Below are 18934 nucleotides of genomic sequence, written 5' to 3'. Positions count from 1 at the left end.
TCGGCTTTTCACGAGGCTTTGCGGCGAGGTGAAAGACCGTGCACTTCGGGCTTGATCCGGTCCCACGGCGAGCGTGTCAATGTTGACAACCGTAGGCGTCATCTATCACCACTTAAATCAGCGGCAACTCCCGATCTAGAATCTGAAATGCTTCGGCAACGTTTGAATAGTTGAAAATATGGTCAAAGTACCGTGTTCCAGCAATCATCGCAGATAACTGGCTACGCTTCGCATTATGCAAAATAATCACTGGTTTATGCAAACGTTCTGCAGACGCTAGTTCATAGCCAACGCCCAAACTTGGATTGGAAGTTTCCGCAACCATCAGATCACATTCTGCCAACCAGCTCATATCACGATTGCGAATGTAATCATCGTCCAATTGGTTCTGCCCTGCCACGGACAGGCTGTAATCACCAATATGCTCTGTCAACACCTGGTTATTTAAGTTTAGATGATCGATTAACTGGCGATAGACCTCAACATCATCCCGGCCACCACGAATCGATGCAGCAAAGTAAATTTTCATCAATTCCCACTCCTTATTAAGGCTTGAAAAATCCAGTAAAAATATAAAATATGCCTTTATAATATACTTTTGGTCAAATGCTGGGACAATCACGCTTCTACTGACCCTACTGATTATTTGTTTGATGGACACATCCATCTATTAAAATGATTGCAATTTCTGCCTTAAACATAAACACGCCACCACCACATTCTAGCAATGTGATAGCGGCGTGTTTTTAACTATAGCTTACCAAGCAACTGGTCCCTCAGTGTTAGAGAATGTTGCATTGTCTTTGTTGTTCCAATCAGTTGCTAATTCAATCGTACGGGCTACACCATGTGTAATCGGTTGGGCGCCCATGGACTTAGCCCGATCTGGGGTTGAGCCGCCAAACTCAGTAGCAACCATTCCTGGATCAATAGCGTTTACTGTAATGTTCAATTGTTCGCGTTGCATTTCCTTGGCCAATTGCACCGTGAACATGTTCGCAGCAGCCTTAGCAGATTGATACCCAACAGCAACCGCCTGATACACAACAGACTCCGGATTAAGTGCCTCAGTTTTAGAACCCATCATGCTTGAAATATTAATGATTTTTGCCTGTGGTGCCTTTTTCAACAGTGGCAACATCTTCTGGGTGACATCAATCAACCCAAAATAGTTGATACCAAAATCTTTTTGCAATGTATCGACAGAAACATCAGACGCTTTTTGTCCAAAATCAAACACAGCACCAGCGTTGTTGATCAGCACTGACAGGTAGCCAAACTTATCGGTCAACTGTTTGGCAGCCTGAGTAACCGAATCCGGGTTTGTCACATCCAGTTCAACAACGTCCACAGAAAAGCCTTCCGTTGCCAACTGATCAGCTGACTGCTGACCTTTGACTAAATTACGTGAACCTAAAATAATGTGCTGCCCCTTCGCCGCCAACTCACGAACGATTTCGAGCCCCATGCCGCGATTACCACCAGTTACCAAAGTTAATGTTTCATTATTTGTCTGTGTCATTTTAATGTCCTCCTGAATTTATAACTAACAACTATTTTCTTATCAGCTTGTTTCATAACTGAACAATTGTTATCCTACTCTGCTGGTGTTAGACTAGCGCAAGACATTTAGTAAACTTTTTAGGAGAAATTTTATGCAATCAATTCGAGACGTAGCCGACCGGTTCAATATCACCTATGACACCCTTCGTTTTTACGAAAAACAGGGCCTACTCAAAAACATTCAACGTAATGCAAATGGCCAACGCGAATACTCAGACCATGATGTTGACGAACTCGATAAAATCGTCCATCTGCGACAGTTAGGTGCGACTATCGAAGAAATTAAGCATTTGCACACACTGTTAGATTCCGCCAATAAAGCCGCTGACGCCTATGATGAAGCCATTGCATTACTCAAGCGACTCAAGGCCGACACAGATGATAAGATCGCTCAACTTCAGGAACAACAAGTTTATCTCGATCATAAAGTTGCCCGCTTCGAACATGAACGTGCAATATTAACATCAGTGAAAAAATCAGTTTCTACACATTAAAAACCACAGTGACAAAGTCTGCGTCAATAACCCTGATGACAAACTTTGTTGCTGTGGTTTTTTATTCGGCAAGACAGCTAATTCAGCGATACTGCCGGCATTTCCATGATAACTTTCCCCTTAGCATGTCCCGACATAGCGTAATCGATCGCCTCAATCGCGTCATCGAAATTAAAATTACGGTCAATGACTGGTTTAAGAGCACCCGCTTCAACAAATTTAGTCAAGTTGGTAACCTGATCGCCGTCAGCATCCATAAAAAGAAAATGATAGTTCACGCGTTTTTGTGCAGCCAACTTGGTGATTTTGTGTGCAACTAGCCCAAACAGACGCGCTTTAAACCAGCCCAATTGTTGCTCACTGGCAAACTTAGCATCTGGCAAGCCTGCTAAGGAAACAACCGTTCCACTAGGTTTGACGATTTGAAGAGCCTTTATCAAGTCATCCCCACCCTGCGTGTCCAACACGGTATCATAATCGTGAAACACATCTGAAAAATCAGTGGTGTGATAATCAATAATCTCATCCGCGCCAAGCCGTTTGACCAGATCGTAACCCTTCTTACTGGCAGTGGTCGCCACATAAGCGTCCATCTGTTTCGCCATTTGAATAGCAATTGTGCCGACACCACCAGCACCAGCCAGAATCAAGATTTTTTTCCCTGACGTTAGCTTCATCCGCTCATGTAATGCCTCGTAAGCAGTCAACCCGACCAATGGTAGTGCAGCGGCTTCACTCATTGATAGCGACTGCGGTTTGACTGCAATATCCGTTTCATCAACCGCCATAAAGTTGGCAAACGAGCCAGGACGATCATTTCGCGTTCTACCGTATACATCGTCACCCAAGTTAAATTTCGTCACATCACTGCCAACCCGCACAACAGTGCCCGCAAAATCATAACCCATCACGAACGGAAAACCCGGTTTCTTCTTCATGACAATATTGACGTTACCCTTGCGAACACGGTTATCTACCGGGTTATAACTGGCAGCTCGAACATTAACCAATAAATCGTGAGCGCCAATCGCTGGTATTGTTGTCTCCGTCAGTTCTGGTGCAGTCCCCTTTTTATTAATTAAAACTGCTTGCATCACTTTATCCATGTGTTTCCTCCTGTAATTTCTCAATTATCTTGATTAAATTCGTTAATTTAGAAAAGTTTGAGCGAATATCAACTGAATAAAAATTCATCGTGCCATCTTTACGTTGATTAATCAGCCCAGCATCCCGCAGTATCTTGAGATGATGCGAAACGGCAGGGCGTGACAAGTTAACGGCCTTTGTAATTTCACCGACCCTCAATCCTATCTCACAAGTTGTGCCAATCAATGCCATGATGATTTGCTGACGGGATTCATCCCCCAGTGCAACAAACATCGTCTGGCACTCGGAAAAATTTTGACGGGCGATCGATAAATATTCTGTTGAAATTTGATTTGCCATATTAGTCTCCGTTTCGTTGAATGGTTTAAACAAACGAACCGATCGAATGAACGTAGTGTATCCTGTTTTGATATTCGCGACAACATTGAGAAAGAAAATCGAGACGAATGAAATCTGTTAGACTATGAATAAATAAACAACAGAAAGGATTCCCAATCATGACTGAACCTAAAGAAATGCACAACGGTGACTTATACCTGCAGGGTGACCCAGAAATTCTGGCAACGCAGCGACAGGCCATGGAATTACTTTATGACTATAATCAGACTCGCCCTAGTGAACAGGATAAACGTAATGCCCTGCTTAAACAGATGCTGGCTGAGGTAGGCGATGGCTGTTACATTGAACCACCATTTCACGCAAACTTTGGTGGTCATCATGTCCACTTCGGCGATCACGTATATGCCAACTTTAATTTAACCTTGGTGGACGACACCCACATTTACGTCGGCAGTCGCACACTGTTCGGTCCAAACGTCACGATTGCTAGTGCTGGTCATCCGATATTGCCATCTTTGCGAGCAAAAGGCTATCAATACAACATGCCGATCCATATTGGTGAAAATTGTTGGTTCGGCGCTGGCGCGGTTGTTGTTCCTGGTGTCACTATTGGTGATAATACGGTGATTGGAGCCGGCAGTGTCGTTACTAAAGACATCCCTAGCAATGTTGTCGCAGTTGGTAATCCTTGTCGCGTAATGCGTGAGATCAACGAGCACGACCGCGAATATTATTTCAAAAATCGGCGGATGGACAGCCAACACTTATCAGACATGCAATAGAAAAGTAGACCACATTGTCACACTCTCTAACTTGGAGAAGTGATTGATGTGGTCTACTTTTTAATATCGTTCGACTGTTTATCCTGTGTCGGTTTAAATTCGAATGGTTCTCTCGAGTTTACAACACGGACGGTCGTATCTTCACGAGGCTTTACGGCAAGGTGAAAGACCGTGAACTTCGGGCTTGAACCGGTCCCACGACGAGTGTGTCAATGTTGACAACCGTAAGCGACTATCGTCTAAATCTCATGTACAACAGGCGTCAAGTTGATATCTTGAAAGGTGATTTTGCTGAGTGATGAATCAATCTGCTTAACCGTCATCGTTAAGCACGTCGAATCTTGCAAATACATGGTCCGTTTGGACAGATCGTAACCCGTCCAGTACTGCGTGTAATCAGTAACCGCCGTTGCTTCAGGGGTTCGGCTCAGCCCTTTAGGAATCATCACCGTTTTAAAGCAATTATATAAAGTAGTAATGCCTTCATCATCGTTAAATGCATCAATATTATTTTTTACAAACATTGCCCGCACGAATCGCGATGGCGAAGTAAAATCACCAGGTAGTCCAAACATGCCGTAACCAGTACCGGCCTCAATCGGTTTAATTTCAGTGTCGCCTACTTGCGTTGCATGTGAACGGTTCAGATTATCCAAAGAAATATAATTTCTGAGGTTTGTCGTGTGGTAACCATATTCTGGACTATTTGTCATTTCCCCAATATAATCATAAACTTTAAAGGCCCCGTGATCAGTGGGCTCAAGCACTACACCAGCACCCGTTTCATCAATAAACGCGTAGTGAACAGGAATACTCGTCCCATCACCACCATCATCGTACTTCTTGTTGATCAAACCATGTGTTTTAGCAAACTCACGAACATCACTCACGTCTTTACAAGTCGTTAACACATTTGTGACGACTTCTTCACCAAGAATCCCCTTCAGGCCGCGGGATTGCAGCGAATCCGCGTCGGCGTATGAACATTCCATCAATACCTGTAAATCGCCGGTCAAACCACACTCGTTGATGCCATCGTACAGTATTGTGTTGCCCGCGGTACCAACACCCACCGTAGCGTAACGACTCTCCCACTCACCACTTTGGGCGGGCACGATGATCTTTGCTGGAATACTGATAATTTGTGACGGAATGTGGCCACCTGCTTCTTGGTCATGAAACATGCTGGCCGCAAAATCCATTGTGCGGCCCCAAAAATAACCACCTTGCATTGATTTAATCAACATTGACGAACACATTCGCATTATCTCCTTTGGGTTATTAAAAAGATAATAGCACTGTCATCGACGTTTGTTTATTCAGCTAATCATTATTTTGAATCAAGTCTGCGTGTTGAGTTAGCTTGGGGATTGCTCCTGATTAAGCAGTTACAAATATCCGCTCACTTGTGCTAAAAAAATAATCGTTGGACTGCTCTTATGAAAGTGAACGCATAATTTTTTATCTGAGTCTTGCCCTGAAACGCGTTTCTGACTGTACAATATGTGTAGTTAATATGTAATTACTAAAGAAGGTGTCCTCTTGATTCAACTATCGACTCTAACAACAACTGAACTAAACCGCGTCGCTAAAAGCCTGAATCAACTCAGTACATTTCTTGGGTCTCGTGATGTCAATCGATTAACAGTCACAACTTTGCAAAAACAATTTGGGATAAAACAACTAGATGCCCTGGCCTTGTTCGGCGGTAGCATTCTTGAGGGTGCAAACGTCATGCACGACGCAATACGCGAACACGGGGCCAAACACTATCTTCTCGTAGGTGGCGCCGGCCACTCAACACCTCTATTGCGTCAACAAATGATCGACCATGGCGTTGCCGTCGCCAAAGATGCGACTGAGGCAAACATGTTTCAACAATATCTGCAACAAAAGTTTGGTGACCAAATTGATTTACTGGAAACAAAATCCACAAACAGTGGCAATAATGTGACTAATACCCTAGCGCTGCTCAAACAACACGGCCTCGATGTCAAGACACTCGGCATTATGCAGGACGCAACAATGCAGCGACGACTGACAGCGGGTTTTGTTAAAGAGGCCCCACAGATAAAAATAGTTAGCTTCGCCACTTATGATGCTCAAGTTGTCGTAGAACACCACCAGCTGATGTTTGCAAATCATCCTCTAGGCATGTGGCAGTTTTCAGACTACATCACCCTCTTACTTGGTGAAGTGAGTCGCCTTCATGATGATGTAAATGGCTATGGTCCAAACGGACAGGGGTTTATTGCTCACGTGTCTGTGCCAGAAACAATTTTAAACGTTGATGCCTATCTTCACCAAATATTGCAAGTACCGACCAGAATGGCAAATTCAGCATTTAAATCCTAAACACAAGGAAGAGTCTTCACGAAATGTGAGGCTCTTTCTTGTATATTTCACAAATTTTAAGAGCATTAATCGATACCCAAATGCCATCATCATGGCGACCCAATCAAACGAACTCCATGACTGCGGACACAAATGCAGCCTTATGGTATCGTTGATGTTAGACGGATATAAGCGTGTTGCTACTTTATTTCAACAATTTTAAAAAACAAGATCCCCCGTATTCAACAAACTAACCGCCTTTTTGGGGGAAGAAAACCCACGTGTTGATTAAACAACCTATAAAAGTTTGACGACCCGCAAGATCAATAAAAACAGTTTGGAGTAGATTTAATGACAAAGTATCGGTGGCAAGCAAGCGCCTTAGTATTAGTAACATTCATGTTAGGCTGTAACGAATTTATGGTGGTCGGCGTGCTCTCGGATATCGCCAAATCATTACGTGTTACCGTGGCGACTGCGGGCTATTTAGTGACCATCTTTGCCATTGTTTACGCCATCAGTACGCCTATTATTACCATCTTAGCGAATCGCTTCAACCGTTATAAAACGCTCATGGCGTTGTTGCTGGTCTTCTTAATCGGAAATACTTGGAGTGGTTTCGCCACTAGTTATGGCTGGTTTTTAGTCACTCGGATGTTAACAGCGGCTGTTGCAGGAGCGATTGAATCATTAGTAATTTTATTTGCTAACGACATCGCTCCTCGGCACCGGCGGGCAATGCTGATTTCTTGGATTGCCGCTGGTTTTAGCATTGCGTCTGTCATCGGGGTGCCAATCGGGGTCGCTATCAGTACCGCCTCCAGTTGGCACATGGCGTTTCATCTCATTTCAATTCTCAGCCTGATTACCATCATTGTGATGGTCTTCCTATTGCCCCGCAACTTACCACAAACGTCCAGTACCATCAAAGACCAACTCATCTTGCTGGCAGATAAACGGATTTACTTAGGGGCGTTATTGATCTTATTTTCGGCCGCGGCCCTTTACGCCTACTACACCTATATTCGTCCACTGCTGACCACAACACTAGGCTTCAACACGACAGCCCTTAATTGGTTATTATTCATTTTAGGATTAGTCAGTATCTTTGGTAATCGGTTATCTGGACTCGTAGCGGAACACCGCGGTTTGAAAATCATGCCAGGTTTTTACGTCGCAGATATCATTTTATTATTGCTATTTCCAATGGCTATGACGACAAAGGTCACGGGTTTCACCTTATTGTTAATTTTGACATTAATCGTTACTGTCGTGAATTCTCCGATTCAAATTCACTTTTTAGACGTTGCTGAAGCGGACTACCCACAAGCAATCCTGTTGGCCTCTTCGCTAAACGCAATCTTCTTTAATATTGGCATCTCAGTTGGATCGGCCACGGCCTCCTTAGTCCTCGCTCAGAGCGGTTTAACCCAACTTGGCCTTGGCGGCGCCGTCTTTTCAGGCTTGGCGTTACTGACGACAATTGTTTTAAACCGGGCCATTGCGCGGCACCGTGCCGTGGTCAAATAACTATCCCTAATTCACAAATAATGTCCAAAACAGACTAAAAATAGCTCACCAGAAATCTAATTGATGATCTCTGAAGTGAGCTATCTTTAGTCTGTTTTACATTCAGTTTTCTACCCGAATATGCTGGTTAAAAAGCATCCGACAGATAGCGCCACAATTGCATAGAGCCCAGCCACAATCACAACTGTTTTCGTCTTAATCTCAGCTAATTTCATACTGCGACATGCTCCTTTGCATTCGATGTCAATTTAACCTTGTTCAACAACAATGAGTTTGCGACCACCGAAAGTGAACTTAACGCCATCCCAAGCCCAGCTAACTCAGGGCTCAAGGTTAGGCCAAGCGTAGCAAACACACCTGCGGCAATCGGAATACCAAGCGCATTGTAGATAAATGCCCAGAATAGATTCATCTTAATGCGGCTAAACGTTTTCTCGCTAAGTGCCAGTGCCTGAACCACGTCTTCTAGGTTGTTTTTCACCAGCACAATGCCGCCGGATTCAATGGCGATGTCAGTGCCAGATCCCATCGCAATCCCAACATCTGCAGTCGTTAACGCAGGTGCATCATTAATACCATCGCCGACAAACGCTACGGGGCCGCTTACTTGTAAGGCTTTCACATGATCAGCCTTATCACCAGGTAGCACGTCTGCAATCACGTCATCAATACCGACTTGCTTAGCAATTGCCTCAGCAACCAGCTTGTTATCACCCGTAAGCATCACTGTTCGCAATCCCCGCTGTTTTAGTTGCGCAATGGCACTCATGGAACTCGGCTTTGGGGCGTCCTGAATGGCGATCAAGCCAATAACTTGGTCATCCAAGCCAACAATCACAACGGTCTTGGCTTCCGTTTGTAACGCTGTCATTTGCTTGCTCAGTTGAGCTCCCAGCTTGTGGTCCTGGAGTAACTTATCGTTGCCGACAAAGGCCAACTTGCCGTCCACCATTGCCTGAACACCTTTACCTTCAATCGCTTGAAAGTCAGTCGCTTCAGCAAACGACAGACCGTTTGACTTAGCACGTTCCAAAATGGCGCTTGCTAATGGATGCTCTGATGATTTTTCCAAACTTGCGGCCACGCTCAGAACCGTCCGTTCGTCACCAATGACATCTGTCACTTTAGGTTTACCAACTGTGATGGTACCCGTTTTATCAAACACTACCGTTTTCACTTTGTTGGCAGCTTCCAAAGCCTCACCGTTTTTGATCAGAATGCCTAGCTTAGCGCTACGTCCGGTTCCAACCATCAAGGCTGTTGGTGTGGCAATCCCAAGCGCACACGGACACGCAATGATGAGCACCGCAACCATAAAGATTAGGGCCTGTCCCACCGTGGCGCCAAAGAAAACGTACCATACCATGAACGTGACAATTGACGTGATCAAAACAGCCGGCACAAAAATATTCGAAATCTTATCAACCATTTTTTCGATCGGTGCGTGAGACGTTTGCGCCTTCTTCACCATTTCGACAATTTGAGATAACAAAGTGTCTTTGCCCAACTTATTTACTTTAAACATAAACGTCCCAGTGTTATTCATCGTTGATCCGATGACAGCATCACCAACACCTTTTTCGACGGGCATACTTTCACCCGTGACCATAGATTCGTCGAGCGTGGATTTACCTTCTGTGATTACACCGTCGACGGCAACTTTTTGCCCAGGTTTCACACGAATTACGTCACCCATCACAACTTGATCCAACGGGAGCATAACCATTTTTCCGTCACGGAGCACTTCGGCATCTTTAGCCTGTAAGTCCAGCAACTTCTTAACGGCGCCGTTTGCTGAATGTTTCATCCGCTCTTCAAAGACTTGTCCCAGCAGAATCAACGTCACAACTAATGCAGCGCTCTCGTAGAACACAGCTTGGTGATTCAACATCGCATAAATGCTGTAAAGATATGCTGTCGAGGTACCAATAGCGACAAGCGTATCCATATTGGCGTGATGATGTTTAAAGGCTGCCCATGCGCTTTTAACGAACGGTCCGGCAGAGACCAGCATCACAGCGGTTGCCAACAGAAACTCGCCCCAATCACCACCAGGAATGTGATAACCAAACGGCGCTAAAAACATTTCAACCAATAGTGGCAGTGAAACCACTAATGAAAACACAAAACGATTTTTATAACTCATCTTGGTGCAACCACCCTTCAATAATTCTTTGTTCAACCGTAATTTTGTCCTCAAATGAACAGTATGTTTGCATCAAGTACGTTACTTAACCACCACTTTGCCGTGGAACATGTTCATGCCGCACGCGTAGTTGAATTCACCAACTTTAGATGTATCAATGTCAATAATCTGATCTTGACCCTGTGGCAAAAACTGATTAATCCCAAAATCTTCAAACACCACTTGTTCCAAACAGTTTGATGGATCTTTACGATTAAATGTAACTTGTGCCGGAATACCCTTTTTCAGTACTAACGTTGACGGTGTATAACCACCATCAACACTGACTCGAGCTCGCTGTTGCTTTTCTGTTACCTGTGCGTTGACCGCAGCTGATTGATGTTTGCCAAAGAACCACCAACTGATAAACGCTATCAATGCAAGTCCGCCAATAAGAACGAGTACTTTATCCATAATGCACTGCACCTCTTCAATTTGTTTTACGTTTACATTTGTAAACCTTGATTAAACAATATCATCTTTGTTTACGTTTGTAAACGAGGGAAATCCCTAATTCTCGATAAAACCGAATTTTGATCCGATGACATTGATTAGGTTAAGCAACAAATAAAGAAAAAGCCTCAGTCAATTAAGACTGAGACCAATAGACCTTTCACTTACATGCCAAATAATTGAGCATGACTCCCGGTATCCACAATCAACAAAATTAATTTTGCATCATCACGTTTGTAAATAAGTAACCAGTCTGGTTCAATATGAAGTTCACGAAAACCATTTAGACGCCCCGTTAATTGATGATCATGATAGACACTACCAACTGTATTTGTACTGGCGAGCATCTCTATTGTAGCTTGTAACTTTTTAACTGCCTTCCTTGTTTCTTTATTCGCTTGTATGACTTTTTAAATTGATTGGTATATACGATGGTCAGCCATTTTTCAGTCATCGTCACCATCCAACTCATCGAACATTTGTTGTGGTGACTTTGCAGAATGTGTATTACCGGTTTCTAAATCCTGCAGGGCCTTATCAACACCAGTCGCAACACGTGGTGTAAACGGTAACTCTTGGTCATCCACCACTCGCTTAATGAATAACATGACCCCAGCACTCGTTGTGATACCCATATTCTCAAAAGCAGTATCTGCTTTTTGTTTTAAATCAGGATCTATTTTAACATTCAAGTTAATCTTCTTTGGCGTTTTAATACTCATAAGGCACCTCCAAATATATTTATATATGTAATTGTATTCAAAAAGTGGATTTTAGTAAATAAAAGTTAATTTTAGTCGTCTATAATGATGTATCAATATTCTTACATGAGTTCTCGACTTTTTACAAATCGACATTAATGTCTTCCTCCAAACCACCACATTAGCTGAAGGGCGTCAACATTGATACCGAACCGTGAAGGTGTTGTTAATTCGAATGATTCTCTCGAATTTACAACACGGACGGACGCAAAGACTCGCGGGCTTCACGAGGCTTTAAGGCGAGGTGAAAGACGGTACACTTCCGGCTTGAACCGGTCCCACGGCGAGTGTGTCAATGTTGACAACCGTAAGCGACATCCAAAATCAAACGCCAATCTGTTGACTTAAAAATAACAGGTGTTACAATAAACCTGTTGTTTACAAAGTAACAGTTAGAATCGTAGGTGACTTTTATGAAATACTCATACCGTCTAAGCGATGGTGTTCACATCCTAGCCTATATTAGTATCGCGCCAACAGTCAGTCTTAGTAGTACTAGCATCGCGGCCAGTATCGAGGCCAATCCTAGTGTCGTCCGCAAACTCATGGTTGAGCTCAAAAAGGCCGGCCTGTTAACGACGAAAAACGGTTCCGCAGAACCTCGTTTGGCACGATCAGCCGATGACATTACGCTACTTGATGTCTATCGTGCGGTTGAAGCGAGCCAAAGCATCCTGCACGTCGACCCACGCACTAATATGCAGTGTCCCGTCGGCGCTAACATTCAGGAAACATTAAATGGTGTCTACGATCGCGTACAACAAGCCGCCGAACAGGAAATGCAGGCCATTACATTAACCGAAATCATTGATGGCATTCAAGAACGTCGCCGTCAAAGTTTATAACCGTTGATCAATTCAAAAAGGAGTTAATCATTATGAAATACGCAGTTACAGCAGCTACTGGTCATTTGGGCCAAACTATTATTAAAACACTGACACAGCTTGTTTCGCCTTCTGACATCATCGCAATTGCCAGAAACACAGATAAGGCGCATCAAGTACTGCCAGCTGGTGTCGAGATTCGTCAAGGTGACTATACCGACATCGACAGCCTTAAGACCGCCTTTACCGGTGTTGACCGTTTGCTATTCATCTCGTCGATTCCTGGCACAGCTGTTCCTCGCCAAACACAGCATGCCAATGTCGTTGAAGCCGCGAAAGCAGCCGACGTTCGCTACATTGCTTATACAAGCTTTGCTAAAGCCGATACCGCTAAATCACCATTATCTACAGACCATGTGGCCACCGAAAAAATGATTGTCGACAGTGGCATCGCCCACTCTTTCCTTCGCAACGCTTGGTATCTTGAAAACGAGGCTAACTACTTAACGGCCGGTGCTGCAGGTAAGGACATGTTATATGCCGCTGGTGACGGCCGGGTCAGTTATGCCTTGGAACGTGAATACGCCGAAGCTGGTGCTAAAGTTTTGGCCGCAACTTCAACAAAGGCCGTTTACGAGTTTGGTGGCCAACCAACGTCATTCCAGGATTTAGCTCAGGCTATCCATCAAGTGACTGGTAAAACATTCACGTTTACCAATGTCTCTACAGCTGATTACAAGCAATCGCTGATCGATAACGGCGTCAATGTCCAACTAGCCGATGTTTTGACCAGTATGCAAAACCTCATGGGCAGTGGTGAACTCGATGTTTCTTCGTCAGATTTGGCCGATGTTCTCGGTCACCCAGTGACACCACTAAACGAAGCCGTCAAAGAAGTACTGTCCAAACTACAGTAGTCACGTTAAGAAGGAGCGATTACTAAAATGAAATATGTTATCACCGGCGCCACAGGTCATCTGGGCACCCAGATCACCACTGAGCTGACGCGGTTAGTTAATCCTGATGATATCTCTCTCGGTGTTCACACACTTAGAAAAGCAATGATGTGGGCGACTTTGGGAATCGACATCAATCAAATCGATTATAACGACGAAGTTAGTTTGACCAAACTACTGGATAATGCTGATGTATTTATTTATGTTCCCAGTAAAAGTCACGATAGCTTCAGCCGAGTAACTGAACTCGAACACGTTATTGCGGCGGCGCAACAGGCCCACGTCAAGCAACTGATTGCGATGGGATTTATTGCGGATCAAGCCAATAATCCGTTTGATCTGTCTGCCTTCTATGGGTACCTGCCAAGACGCTTGGCAGGATCAGGCCTGCGCTACACCATTCTGCGAAATGCCTTGTACGCAGATCCACTGGTTCCATATTTGCCCGAACTGATTGAACGCCAACACGTCATTTACCCTGTCGGTGATCAGTCATTGAGCTTTATCTCGCAAGCGGACAGTGCAAAAGCGTTTGCTAAAGTTGCCACGACACCAAGTTTACAAAACCACGTTTATACGCTGACACAAGCTCGGAATTATTCAATGCCAGAACTTGCCGCTGTCCTCAGTGACATATCAGGACAAACTATTACCTACCAGCCTGTCTCTGCCACGGAATTTGAGAAAATGTACAATCAAGGAAACGAAGGCCACATGTTGTCGTCCATGTATGCCGGCGGGGCCATGGGTCTGCTCGACACGGTCAGTGATGATTATCAAACAATCATGGGTCATGAGGCGACACCGTTGAAGGAATTCCTCCAACAATCTTATCAGTGATCACAGCATCATTTATCTACAAAAAAGGAAACTGGGACATAACGCCTCAACTCAATTTCTAATGAAACGTCAACAGGCAATTTTTCTTCAACCGCAAAGGGTCATGCGGATGAAAAATTGCCGCAAACGCGGGACATAACACTGACTTTTGCTCATCTAACACGAATAAGGCATTCATGGGAAAAACACCCATGAATGCCTTATTCGCGTTACCTGAGAAAGCCAAAACGTGTTATGTCCCGCTCCCTTTTCGTTAGTTTCACACATTTCGGTCAAACTCATTTTTATTGGTCGCTAACATTGGGTTACGCTAGTGCAGACGGCGCCGATAACTGTGGTCCGCGGTGTTCCCGAGCAGCCACCCAGTCGTCATCGTTCCACTCTTCTGTAGCCCGACGTGCTTGACCGTAATCCCACATGGATTCGCGTTCAAATTCGATCACTTGGCCCGCGGGACCCACAGAGACCCAGTTGTAGGAACCATTCATATGCGCAAACTTAACCCACAAGATTGGTGTGGCAACCTCATCACCATCGTCGTTGATAAACAGTCGCTCTTGTTCATCAATCCGCATTAGTGACAGTTCTTCTGCATACTCTGAATCCAACGAATCAAAGACATTAAGTGCAATGTCGATGGCCTCAGTATCATCCGGTAATGCATCCGGGCTATCAACAGAAAAATTGTTGTAGCTGATCAAACGACCATCGTCACCGTAGACCACTGTAACGTGCGGATTGTTTTGAACGATCTTGTCAGATTGTTGATAACGAACCACTTCGACATCTTCCCCGTTACGAGAGCGAGTGTCATGGGCGACTTCTTTAAAACCATCAGGAATTGTTAAATACTCATTATCTGTATCAAAATTCTCAACAAATTTACTCATATTTGATCCTCCCGCTGTCATTTATATGCACAGTTAATGTGGCAATTATTGGGCTCATTACGTCTTATTCATGGACGTAGTTGTATTCTAAATCGATCGTTTTATTTGCGCAAGCAACTATATCTTTATTCATCATTAAAAAGTGACTAACGTTTGGTTGTTAAGTGAACCAACTGCTACCCAATTCAATCATCTCAGTTTGAAATTTGCGATCAATTAAACCAATTGATTGCTGACATCAGCCAACTCAAGATATGTTAAATGGCTTTAAGGCGAGCGTTGACAAGAACGTTTAGATGCTCAACGCATTCTTAGGCAAAGGCGCTCAAGAATAATAACCGACACAAACCCAAATGACGGTTAATTGCTTCTCGTAAAAGAGACAATTAACCGTCATTTTTTAATATTTTCTTGCCGCCCACATAGCTGGTGTCATTTGATACATCGGATGTTCAAGGCCTGTTGGTGCATAAAATTCTTTGCCATAGTACTCAAAGCCTAGTTTGGCGAGCAATTTTTGCGAGCCAATATTATTTGGATTATGACCCGTGACAATCTTTTTAGCATTCAGTTCATTAAAACCGTACGTTATCGCTGCCTGGCCCGCTTCCATTCCCACGCCTTGATGCCAAACTGATGGTCGTAAATGAATACCGAATTCAAAAACATTCGGCTCATCTGCTGGCCGCAGTCCACAAGCACCAATAAATGTTCCATCAGCCTTCCAAAAAATTGGCCAGTATTGCGCTCCAACTTTGGCTTGTTGGGCCATTTCAGTGTTCAGACGCTCGGCTACCTCTTCATCTGAAAACGGTCCTTGATGAATGTATCGAACAACATTGATGTCACCCCAAAGTGTTTGTGCCAATTCCATATCCGTCGATTGCCAATGAGAAAAGCCCAGTCGTGATGTTGTTAAAAAGAAATTTCGCATAAATGTCACTACTCGCCTTTGCCTTATTTGATTTCTGTCAAAATTCGCCATTTGATTTGATCTCTGACAGAACGAAATACTGTCAGTTGCTCTTCTTCGGTGCCCACCGCTTGTGCAGGATCCGGTAAGGGCCAGTGCAGCTTTTTCACTGATGGTGGCGTTATTGGGCAACGGTCACGCGCATCACCACACAGCGTCACAACCAGATCGCAATGGTTCAAATAATCCACATCAATCAGTTTGGAATACTGGTGCGAAATATCAATTCCCACTTCATTCATCACGACAACGGCCCTGGCGTTTAATCCGTGCGTCTCTACTCCCGCACTAGCAATACGCCACTCTGGTCCCAATAATTGCCGGGCCAACCCCTCAGCCATCTGGCTACGACATGAATTGCCCGTACATAAAAAATAAATTTGTTTCATAATCAGCTACCAAACCTTTATTTGCAAAAGAGATGGGTAAAATCACCATCCCACTTCTAGTCGACTGCTTGCTCTTAATTATACGTCTTTATGATAGAAATCACGTTTGCAAAACAAAAATGATTCCGCCCCAAAATATAGGACAGAACCACCTATGTTAACCTATATTTTCAAAGTAATATAGTGCCATTGATCTACGTTTAAGCTTCGCTGGCCTTTTTGTAGATTTGATACATGTCATCCTCATACAGTACCTTAGCCGATCCTTTTTTACCCCCAGCAGCAACGGAACAGTTGTGAGCGAGTGTATGGCACTGGTCATCGGTCAATGTAATGCCCAACTCGCTGATGGTCGCAGGCATCCCAATAGCATGGTAAAACTGCACCATTTTGGCAATTCCCGTTAATGCAATCATCTCACCACTACCCTTTTCAGTCACGCCCATCACGTTCTGCGCAAAACTGATAAAACGAGGTAAATCATCTTGGTACACATAACGGGCCCATGTCGGCCAGATTGCAGCTAAACCTGCACCGTGAGTGATATCAAACATGCCACTCAATTCATGTTCCAACATGTGAGTTGCAAAGTCACCACCGTCATTGCCACAACCGGTCAAATTATTGTGTGACAGTGAACCAGCCCACATCATTTCGGCACGTGCTTCATATAATTGTGGGTTGGCATGCAAGACCTGCGCGTTTGTCTTCACCGTTCGTAACAAGCCTTCCGCAATGGCATCGGTAATCGCCATGTTACCGCCATTAGTGAAGTACCGCTCCATTGTGTGCATCATGATATCTGTGGCACCACACTCTGTTTGGTAATCTGAAACAGACAGGGTTAACTCAGGATCCATGATGGCAAACTTTGGTCGGGCTAAATCATCATCGTACGCACGCTTTTCCTTAGTTTTTTCATCGGTAATCACGGACCCCATACTGGTTTCGCTACCAGCTGCCGCAATTGTTAGGACAGAAGCCACTGGCAGGCAAGCTTTGGCAGTCCGTTGATGGGCAAATAATGTCCAAACATCTTCGTTAGGTTCAGCCAGACCATATGCAATCGCTTTAGCTGTATCGATTACGGAGCCGCCACCGACAGCTAAAATAAAATCAGCAGCCATCCGTTTGCCCAGCGTGATCCCTTCATAAACTTTGTTCAAACGTGGATTAGGCACCACACCCCCAAGCATTTTATAGGTCAGACTGTCATCCGCCAGTGCCTTCGTAATTACATCCATCAGACCATTTTGACGCACACGGTCGCTACCGTAGACAATCAAAATCTTGTGACCATGATACTTATTAATGTATTTGCCAACCCTACTAGGTGTGTCGCGACCAAACACAACTTCTGTTGGTGAATAAAAATCAAAATTATAAGCCATTGTTTTGCCTCTTTCTCGTAATATGTATCTTCATCATACAAAGAGAATCGGCTTTAAAATATTATCATTCTGTCTTAAAGTATAACTATTCGGACAAAATGGAGATAAAAATATGAAGCTAGGCTTTGAACAAGATGACAACGCCGTCGAACAAATTGATGGCATAACGTACACATTTCCTTACACGATGCACCGGCGGGACTTCAGTCAGTTCATTGCGCCTTGGCACTGGCACGAAGAATTGGAGTTTGACTACGCCTACCAAGGGTCGATCATCGTGGAGACACTTAATCAGGTTTACACCATTCATCAGGGTGAGGCCTACTTTATCAACACCAACGTGATGAACACCAAACGAAAAGGACCCGGTCAAAAAAGTGCAATGGAGTACGCACACTTATTCCACCCGATCCTGTTAACTGGCCACTACCGGAGTGTATTTGAAACCAAATATCTCGACCCGATTCTCAAGAATCTGAGCATTGAAGTTGTGATCATTCGGGAAAGCACCCCAAGCGGCCGACAATTTTTCAAATTGCTTCAACAACTCACCCAGCTTGATGGAAAAGTCGACAATGAATTTCAGATCCGTAATCTGCTGAGTCAAGCGTGGCTTGCACTGATGGACGAAATCAATACACAGCAACAGCATGCGCTTACAACCACGCCTTACGCTCAAGAACGAATCAAACAAATGATTAGTTTCCTACATCGCCACTTTGATCAAAAAATAACGGTCGCCGATATTGCTGCTCACGTTGGTGTGAGCGAAAAGGAATGCAGCCGTTCATTTCATAAGTATTTTCATCAAAGTCCGATTGATTATTTAATTCAGTATCGCATTGATCAGGCGAAACAACGTTTGATAAAGACTGACGATCCTATCACCGCTATTGCATTGGGCGTTGGTTTTAATAACAGTGCATACTTTACGAAAATTTTTAAACAACGTACCGGACTGACGCCTAAAGAATATCGACAAACACAAATCGTAAACTAACCCGTGGCCAGCAAAAATTAACAAGATACGTGATATAGTTCGCTCACAATGATTTTACGATCATCATGTTACAATGACCACGAAAAGTAGTGTCGCAAATTATCAAATGATCAATTGAAAAAC

21 protein-coding genes are annotated in these 18934 nt (G+C 44.1%); 8 read left to right on the top strand and 13 right to left on the bottom strand.

Features of this window, described 5'->3' with window-relative positions:
* Positions 1 to 112: 112 nt before the first annotated feature.
* Positions 113 to 529 carry a nucleoside 2-deoxyribosyltransferase gene (locus LROSL1_RS02955; protein WP_178913693.1) on the bottom strand — a complete coding sequence of 139 codons (417 nt, stop codon included), beginning with the start codon at positions 527 to 529 and terminating at the stop codon, positions 113 to 115.
* 228 nt (positions 530 to 757) lie between these two features.
* On the bottom strand, positions 758 to 1522 hold the full coding sequence (locus tag LROSL1_RS02950) for an SDR family NAD(P)-dependent oxidoreductase (protein ID WP_178913692.1): 765 nt from the start codon (positions 1520 to 1522) through the stop codon (positions 758 to 760).
* A 133-nt stretch (positions 1523 to 1655) separates the two neighbouring features.
* On the opposite strand from LROSL1_RS02950, the gene LROSL1_RS02945 reads away from it, so the two are divergent.
* Positions 1656 to 2057, top strand: coding sequence for a MerR family transcriptional regulator (locus LROSL1_RS02945; protein WP_178913691.1), 402 nt, complete (start codon positions 1656 to 1658; stop codon positions 2055 to 2057).
* Positions 2058 to 2134: 77 nt separating this feature from the next.
* On the opposite strand, the gene LROSL1_RS02940 is transcribed toward LROSL1_RS02945, so the two are convergent.
* Positions 2135 to 3163 (bottom strand): NADP-dependent oxidoreductase, encoded by a 1029-nt coding sequence (locus LROSL1_RS02940; RefSeq protein ID WP_178913690.1) that lies wholly within the window; start codon positions 3161 to 3163, stop codon positions 2135 to 2137.
* Positions 3156 to 3503: an ArsR/SmtB family transcription factor gene (locus LROSL1_RS02935; RefSeq protein ID WP_178913689.1), complete on the bottom strand. Its 348-nt coding sequence runs from the start codon at positions 3501 to 3503 to the stop codon at positions 3156 to 3158. Before LROSL1_RS02935 ends, LROSL1_RS02940 begins: the two co-directional genes overlap by 8 nt.
* A gap of 158 nt (positions 3504 to 3661) precedes the next feature.
* Here LROSL1_RS02935 and LROSL1_RS02930 point away from each other — a divergent pair, with 158 nt between their 5' ends.
* Positions 3662 to 4285, top strand: coding sequence for a sugar O-acetyltransferase (locus LROSL1_RS02930; RefSeq protein ID WP_178913688.1), 624 nt, complete (start codon positions 3662 to 3664; stop codon positions 4283 to 4285).
* A 239-nt stretch (positions 4286 to 4524) separates the two neighbouring features.
* Here LROSL1_RS02930 and LROSL1_RS02925 read toward each other — a convergent pair whose 3' ends face one another.
* Complete coding sequence (locus LROSL1_RS02925; RefSeq protein ID WP_178913687.1) at positions 4525 to 5544, bottom strand: linear amide C-N hydrolase; 1020 nt, start codon at positions 5542 to 5544, stop codon at positions 4525 to 4527.
* 283 nt (positions 5545 to 5827) lie between these two features.
* On the opposite strand from LROSL1_RS02925, the gene LROSL1_RS02920 reads away from it, so the two are divergent.
* Together LROSL1_RS02920 and LROSL1_RS02915 are read left to right on the top strand one after the other, a co-directional pair.
* A complete protein-coding gene (locus tag LROSL1_RS02920) occupies positions 5828 to 6640 on the top strand; it encodes a YdcF family protein (RefSeq protein ID WP_178913686.1) in 813 nt (270 codons plus the stop codon).
* Between the two features lie 330 nt (positions 6641 to 6970).
* Positions 6971 to 8149 (top strand): MFS transporter, encoded by a 1179-nt coding sequence (locus LROSL1_RS02915; RefSeq protein WP_178913685.1) that lies wholly within the window; start codon positions 6971 to 6973, stop codon positions 8147 to 8149.
* Positions 8150 to 8360: 211 nt separating this feature from the next.
* Here LROSL1_RS02915 and LROSL1_RS02910 read toward each other — a convergent pair whose 3' ends face one another.
* The 4 genes from LROSL1_RS02910 to LROSL1_RS02895 all read right to left on the bottom strand — a co-directional run bounded on the left by LROSL1_RS02910 (position 8361) and on the right by LROSL1_RS02895 (position 11509).
* Positions 8361 to 10295 carry a copper-translocating P-type ATPase gene (locus tag LROSL1_RS02910; RefSeq protein ID WP_178913684.1) on the bottom strand — a complete coding sequence of 645 codons (1935 nt, stop codon included), beginning with the start codon at positions 10293 to 10295 and terminating at the stop codon, positions 8361 to 8363.
* An 81-nt stretch (positions 10296 to 10376) separates the two neighbouring features.
* Positions 10377 to 10748: a cupredoxin domain-containing protein gene (locus LROSL1_RS02905; RefSeq protein ID WP_178913683.1), complete on the bottom strand. Its 372-nt coding sequence runs from the start codon at positions 10746 to 10748 to the stop codon at positions 10377 to 10379.
* A 203-nt stretch (positions 10749 to 10951) separates the two neighbouring features.
* Positions 10952 to 11134: a type II toxin-antitoxin system YafQ family toxin gene (locus tag LROSL1_RS13270; protein WP_017260399.1), complete on the bottom strand. Its 183-nt coding sequence runs from the start codon at positions 11132 to 11134 to the stop codon at positions 10952 to 10954.
* A gap of 99 nt (positions 11135 to 11233) precedes the next feature.
* A complete protein-coding gene (locus LROSL1_RS02895; RefSeq protein ID WP_178913682.1) occupies positions 11234 to 11509 on the bottom strand; it encodes a type II toxin-antitoxin system RelB/DinJ family antitoxin in 276 nt (91 codons plus the stop codon).
* Between the two features lie 452 nt (positions 11510 to 11961).
* Here LROSL1_RS02895 and LROSL1_RS02890 point away from each other — a divergent pair, with 452 nt between their 5' ends.
* From LROSL1_RS02890 to LROSL1_RS02880, 3 genes are read left to right on the top strand one after another with little or no spacing between them, the layout of a single operon-like run.
* The gene (locus LROSL1_RS02890) at positions 11962 to 12393 is read left to right on the top strand and encodes an Rrf2 family transcriptional regulator (protein ID WP_178913681.1); all 432 of its coding nucleotides are present in this window, start codon (positions 11962 to 11964) and stop codon (positions 12391 to 12393) included.
* 32 nt (positions 12394 to 12425) lie between these two features.
* On the top strand, positions 12426 to 13289 hold the full coding sequence (locus tag LROSL1_RS02885) for an NmrA family NAD(P)-binding protein (RefSeq protein WP_178913680.1): 864 nt from the start codon (positions 12426 to 12428) through the stop codon (positions 13287 to 13289).
* Positions 13290 to 13316: 27 nt separating this feature from the next.
* Positions 13317 to 14168, top strand: coding sequence for an SDR family oxidoreductase (locus LROSL1_RS02880; RefSeq protein ID WP_178913679.1), 852 nt, complete (start codon positions 13317 to 13319; stop codon positions 14166 to 14168).
* 305 nt (positions 14169 to 14473) lie between these two features.
* On the opposite strand, the gene LROSL1_RS02875 is transcribed toward LROSL1_RS02880, so the two are convergent.
* The 4 genes from LROSL1_RS02875 to LROSL1_RS02860 all read right to left on the bottom strand — a co-directional run bounded on the left by LROSL1_RS02875 (position 14474) and on the right by LROSL1_RS02860 (position 17811).
* A complete protein-coding gene (locus tag LROSL1_RS02875; RefSeq protein WP_178913678.1) occupies positions 14474 to 15058 on the bottom strand; it encodes a hypothetical protein in 585 nt (194 codons plus the stop codon).
* Between the two features lie 400 nt (positions 15059 to 15458).
* Positions 15459 to 15992, bottom strand: coding sequence for a GNAT family N-acetyltransferase (locus LROSL1_RS02870; RefSeq protein ID WP_178913677.1), 534 nt, complete (start codon positions 15990 to 15992; stop codon positions 15459 to 15461).
* 23 nt (positions 15993 to 16015) lie between these two features.
* Positions 16016 to 16420 (bottom strand): arsenate reductase (thioredoxin), encoded by a 405-nt coding sequence (gene arsC, locus LROSL1_RS02865; protein ID WP_178913676.1) that lies wholly within the window; start codon positions 16418 to 16420, stop codon positions 16016 to 16018.
* 200 nt (positions 16421 to 16620) lie between these two features.
* A complete protein-coding gene (locus tag LROSL1_RS02860) occupies positions 16621 to 17811 on the bottom strand; it encodes an iron-containing alcohol dehydrogenase (protein WP_178913675.1) in 1191 nt (396 codons plus the stop codon).
* 112 nt (positions 17812 to 17923) lie between these two features.
* On the opposite strand from LROSL1_RS02860, the gene LROSL1_RS02855 reads away from it, so the two are divergent.
* Positions 17924 to 18811 carry an AraC family transcriptional regulator gene (locus LROSL1_RS02855; RefSeq protein ID WP_178913674.1) on the top strand — a complete coding sequence of 296 codons (888 nt, stop codon included), beginning with the start codon at positions 17924 to 17926 and terminating at the stop codon, positions 18809 to 18811.
* Positions 18812 to 18934: the final 123 nt, after the last annotated feature.

The organism is Furfurilactobacillus rossiae, from assembly GCF_013394005.1.
Classification (GTDB): domain Bacteria; phylum Bacillota; class Bacilli; order Lactobacillales; family Lactobacillaceae; genus Furfurilactobacillus; species Furfurilactobacillus rossiae.
The sequence above is the reverse complement of the archived record's forward strand: the minus strand, read 5'-3'. Positions and strand labels throughout refer to the sequence as shown.

Bases quoted from the DNA above. Each gene is read 5' to 3' on its own strand.
- LROSL1_RS02955 (WP_178913693.1), bottom strand. From the start codon at position 529: ATGAAAATTTACTTTGCTGCATCGATTCGTGGTGGCCGGGATGATGTT.
- LROSL1_RS02950 (WP_178913692.1), bottom strand. From the start codon at position 1,522: ATGACACAGACAAATAATGAAACATTAACTTTGGTAACTGGTGGTAAT.
- LROSL1_RS02945 (WP_178913691.1), top strand. From the start codon at position 1,656: ATGCAATCAATTCGAGACGTAGCCGACCGGTTCAATATCACCTATGAC.
- LROSL1_RS02940 (WP_178913690.1), bottom strand. From the start codon at position 3,163: ATGGATAAAGTGATGCAAGCAGTTTTAATTAATAAAAAGGGGACTGCA.
- LROSL1_RS02935 (WP_178913689.1), bottom strand. From the start codon at position 3,503: ATGGCAAATCAAATTTCAACAGAATATTTATCGATCGCCCGTCAAAAT.
- LROSL1_RS02930 (WP_178913688.1), top strand. From the start codon at position 3,662: ATGACTGAACCTAAAGAAATGCACAACGGTGACTTATACCTGCAGGGT.
- LROSL1_RS02925 (WP_178913687.1), bottom strand. From the start codon at position 5,544: ATGTGTTCGTCAATGTTGATTAAATCAATGCAAGGTGGTTATTTTTGG.
- LROSL1_RS02915 (WP_178913685.1), top strand. From the start codon at position 6,971: ATGACAAAGTATCGGTGGCAAGCAAGCGCCTTAGTATTAGTAACATTC.
- LROSL1_RS02910 (WP_178913684.1), bottom strand. From the start codon at position 10,295: ATGAGTTATAAAAATCGTTTTGTGTTTTCATTAGTGGTTTCACTGCCA.
- LROSL1_RS02905 (WP_178913683.1), bottom strand. From the start codon at position 10,748: ATGGATAAAGTACTCGTTCTTATTGGCGGACTTGCATTGATAGCGTTT.
- LROSL1_RS13270 (WP_017260399.1), bottom strand. From the start codon at position 11,134: ATGCTCGCCAGTACAAATACAGTTGGTAGTGTCTATCATGATCATCAA.
- LROSL1_RS02895 (WP_178913682.1), bottom strand. From the start codon at position 11,509: ATGAGTATTAAAACGCCAAAGAAGATTAACTTGAATGTTAAAATAGAT.
- LROSL1_RS02890 (WP_178913681.1), top strand. From the start codon at position 11,962: ATGAAATACTCATACCGTCTAAGCGATGGTGTTCACATCCTAGCCTAT.
- LROSL1_RS02885 (WP_178913680.1), top strand. From the start codon at position 12,426: ATGAAATACGCAGTTACAGCAGCTACTGGTCATTTGGGCCAAACTATT.
- LROSL1_RS02880 (WP_178913679.1), top strand. From the start codon at position 13,317: ATGAAATATGTTATCACCGGCGCCACAGGTCATCTGGGCACCCAGATC.
- LROSL1_RS02875 (WP_178913678.1), bottom strand. From the start codon at position 15,058: ATGAGTAAATTTGTTGAGAATTTTGATACAGATAATGAGTATTTAACA.
- LROSL1_RS02870 (WP_178913677.1), bottom strand. From the start codon at position 15,992: ATGCGAAATTTCTTTTTAACAACATCACGACTGGGCTTTTCTCATTGG.
- arsC (WP_178913676.1), bottom strand. From the start codon at position 16,420: ATGAAACAAATTTATTTTTTATGTACGGGCAATTCATGTCGTAGCCAG.
- LROSL1_RS02860 (WP_178913675.1), bottom strand. From the start codon at position 17,811: ATGGCTTATAATTTTGATTTTTATTCACCAACAGAAGTTGTGTTTGGT.
- LROSL1_RS02855 (WP_178913674.1), top strand. From the start codon at position 17,924: ATGAAGCTAGGCTTTGAACAAGATGACAACGCCGTCGAACAAATTGAT.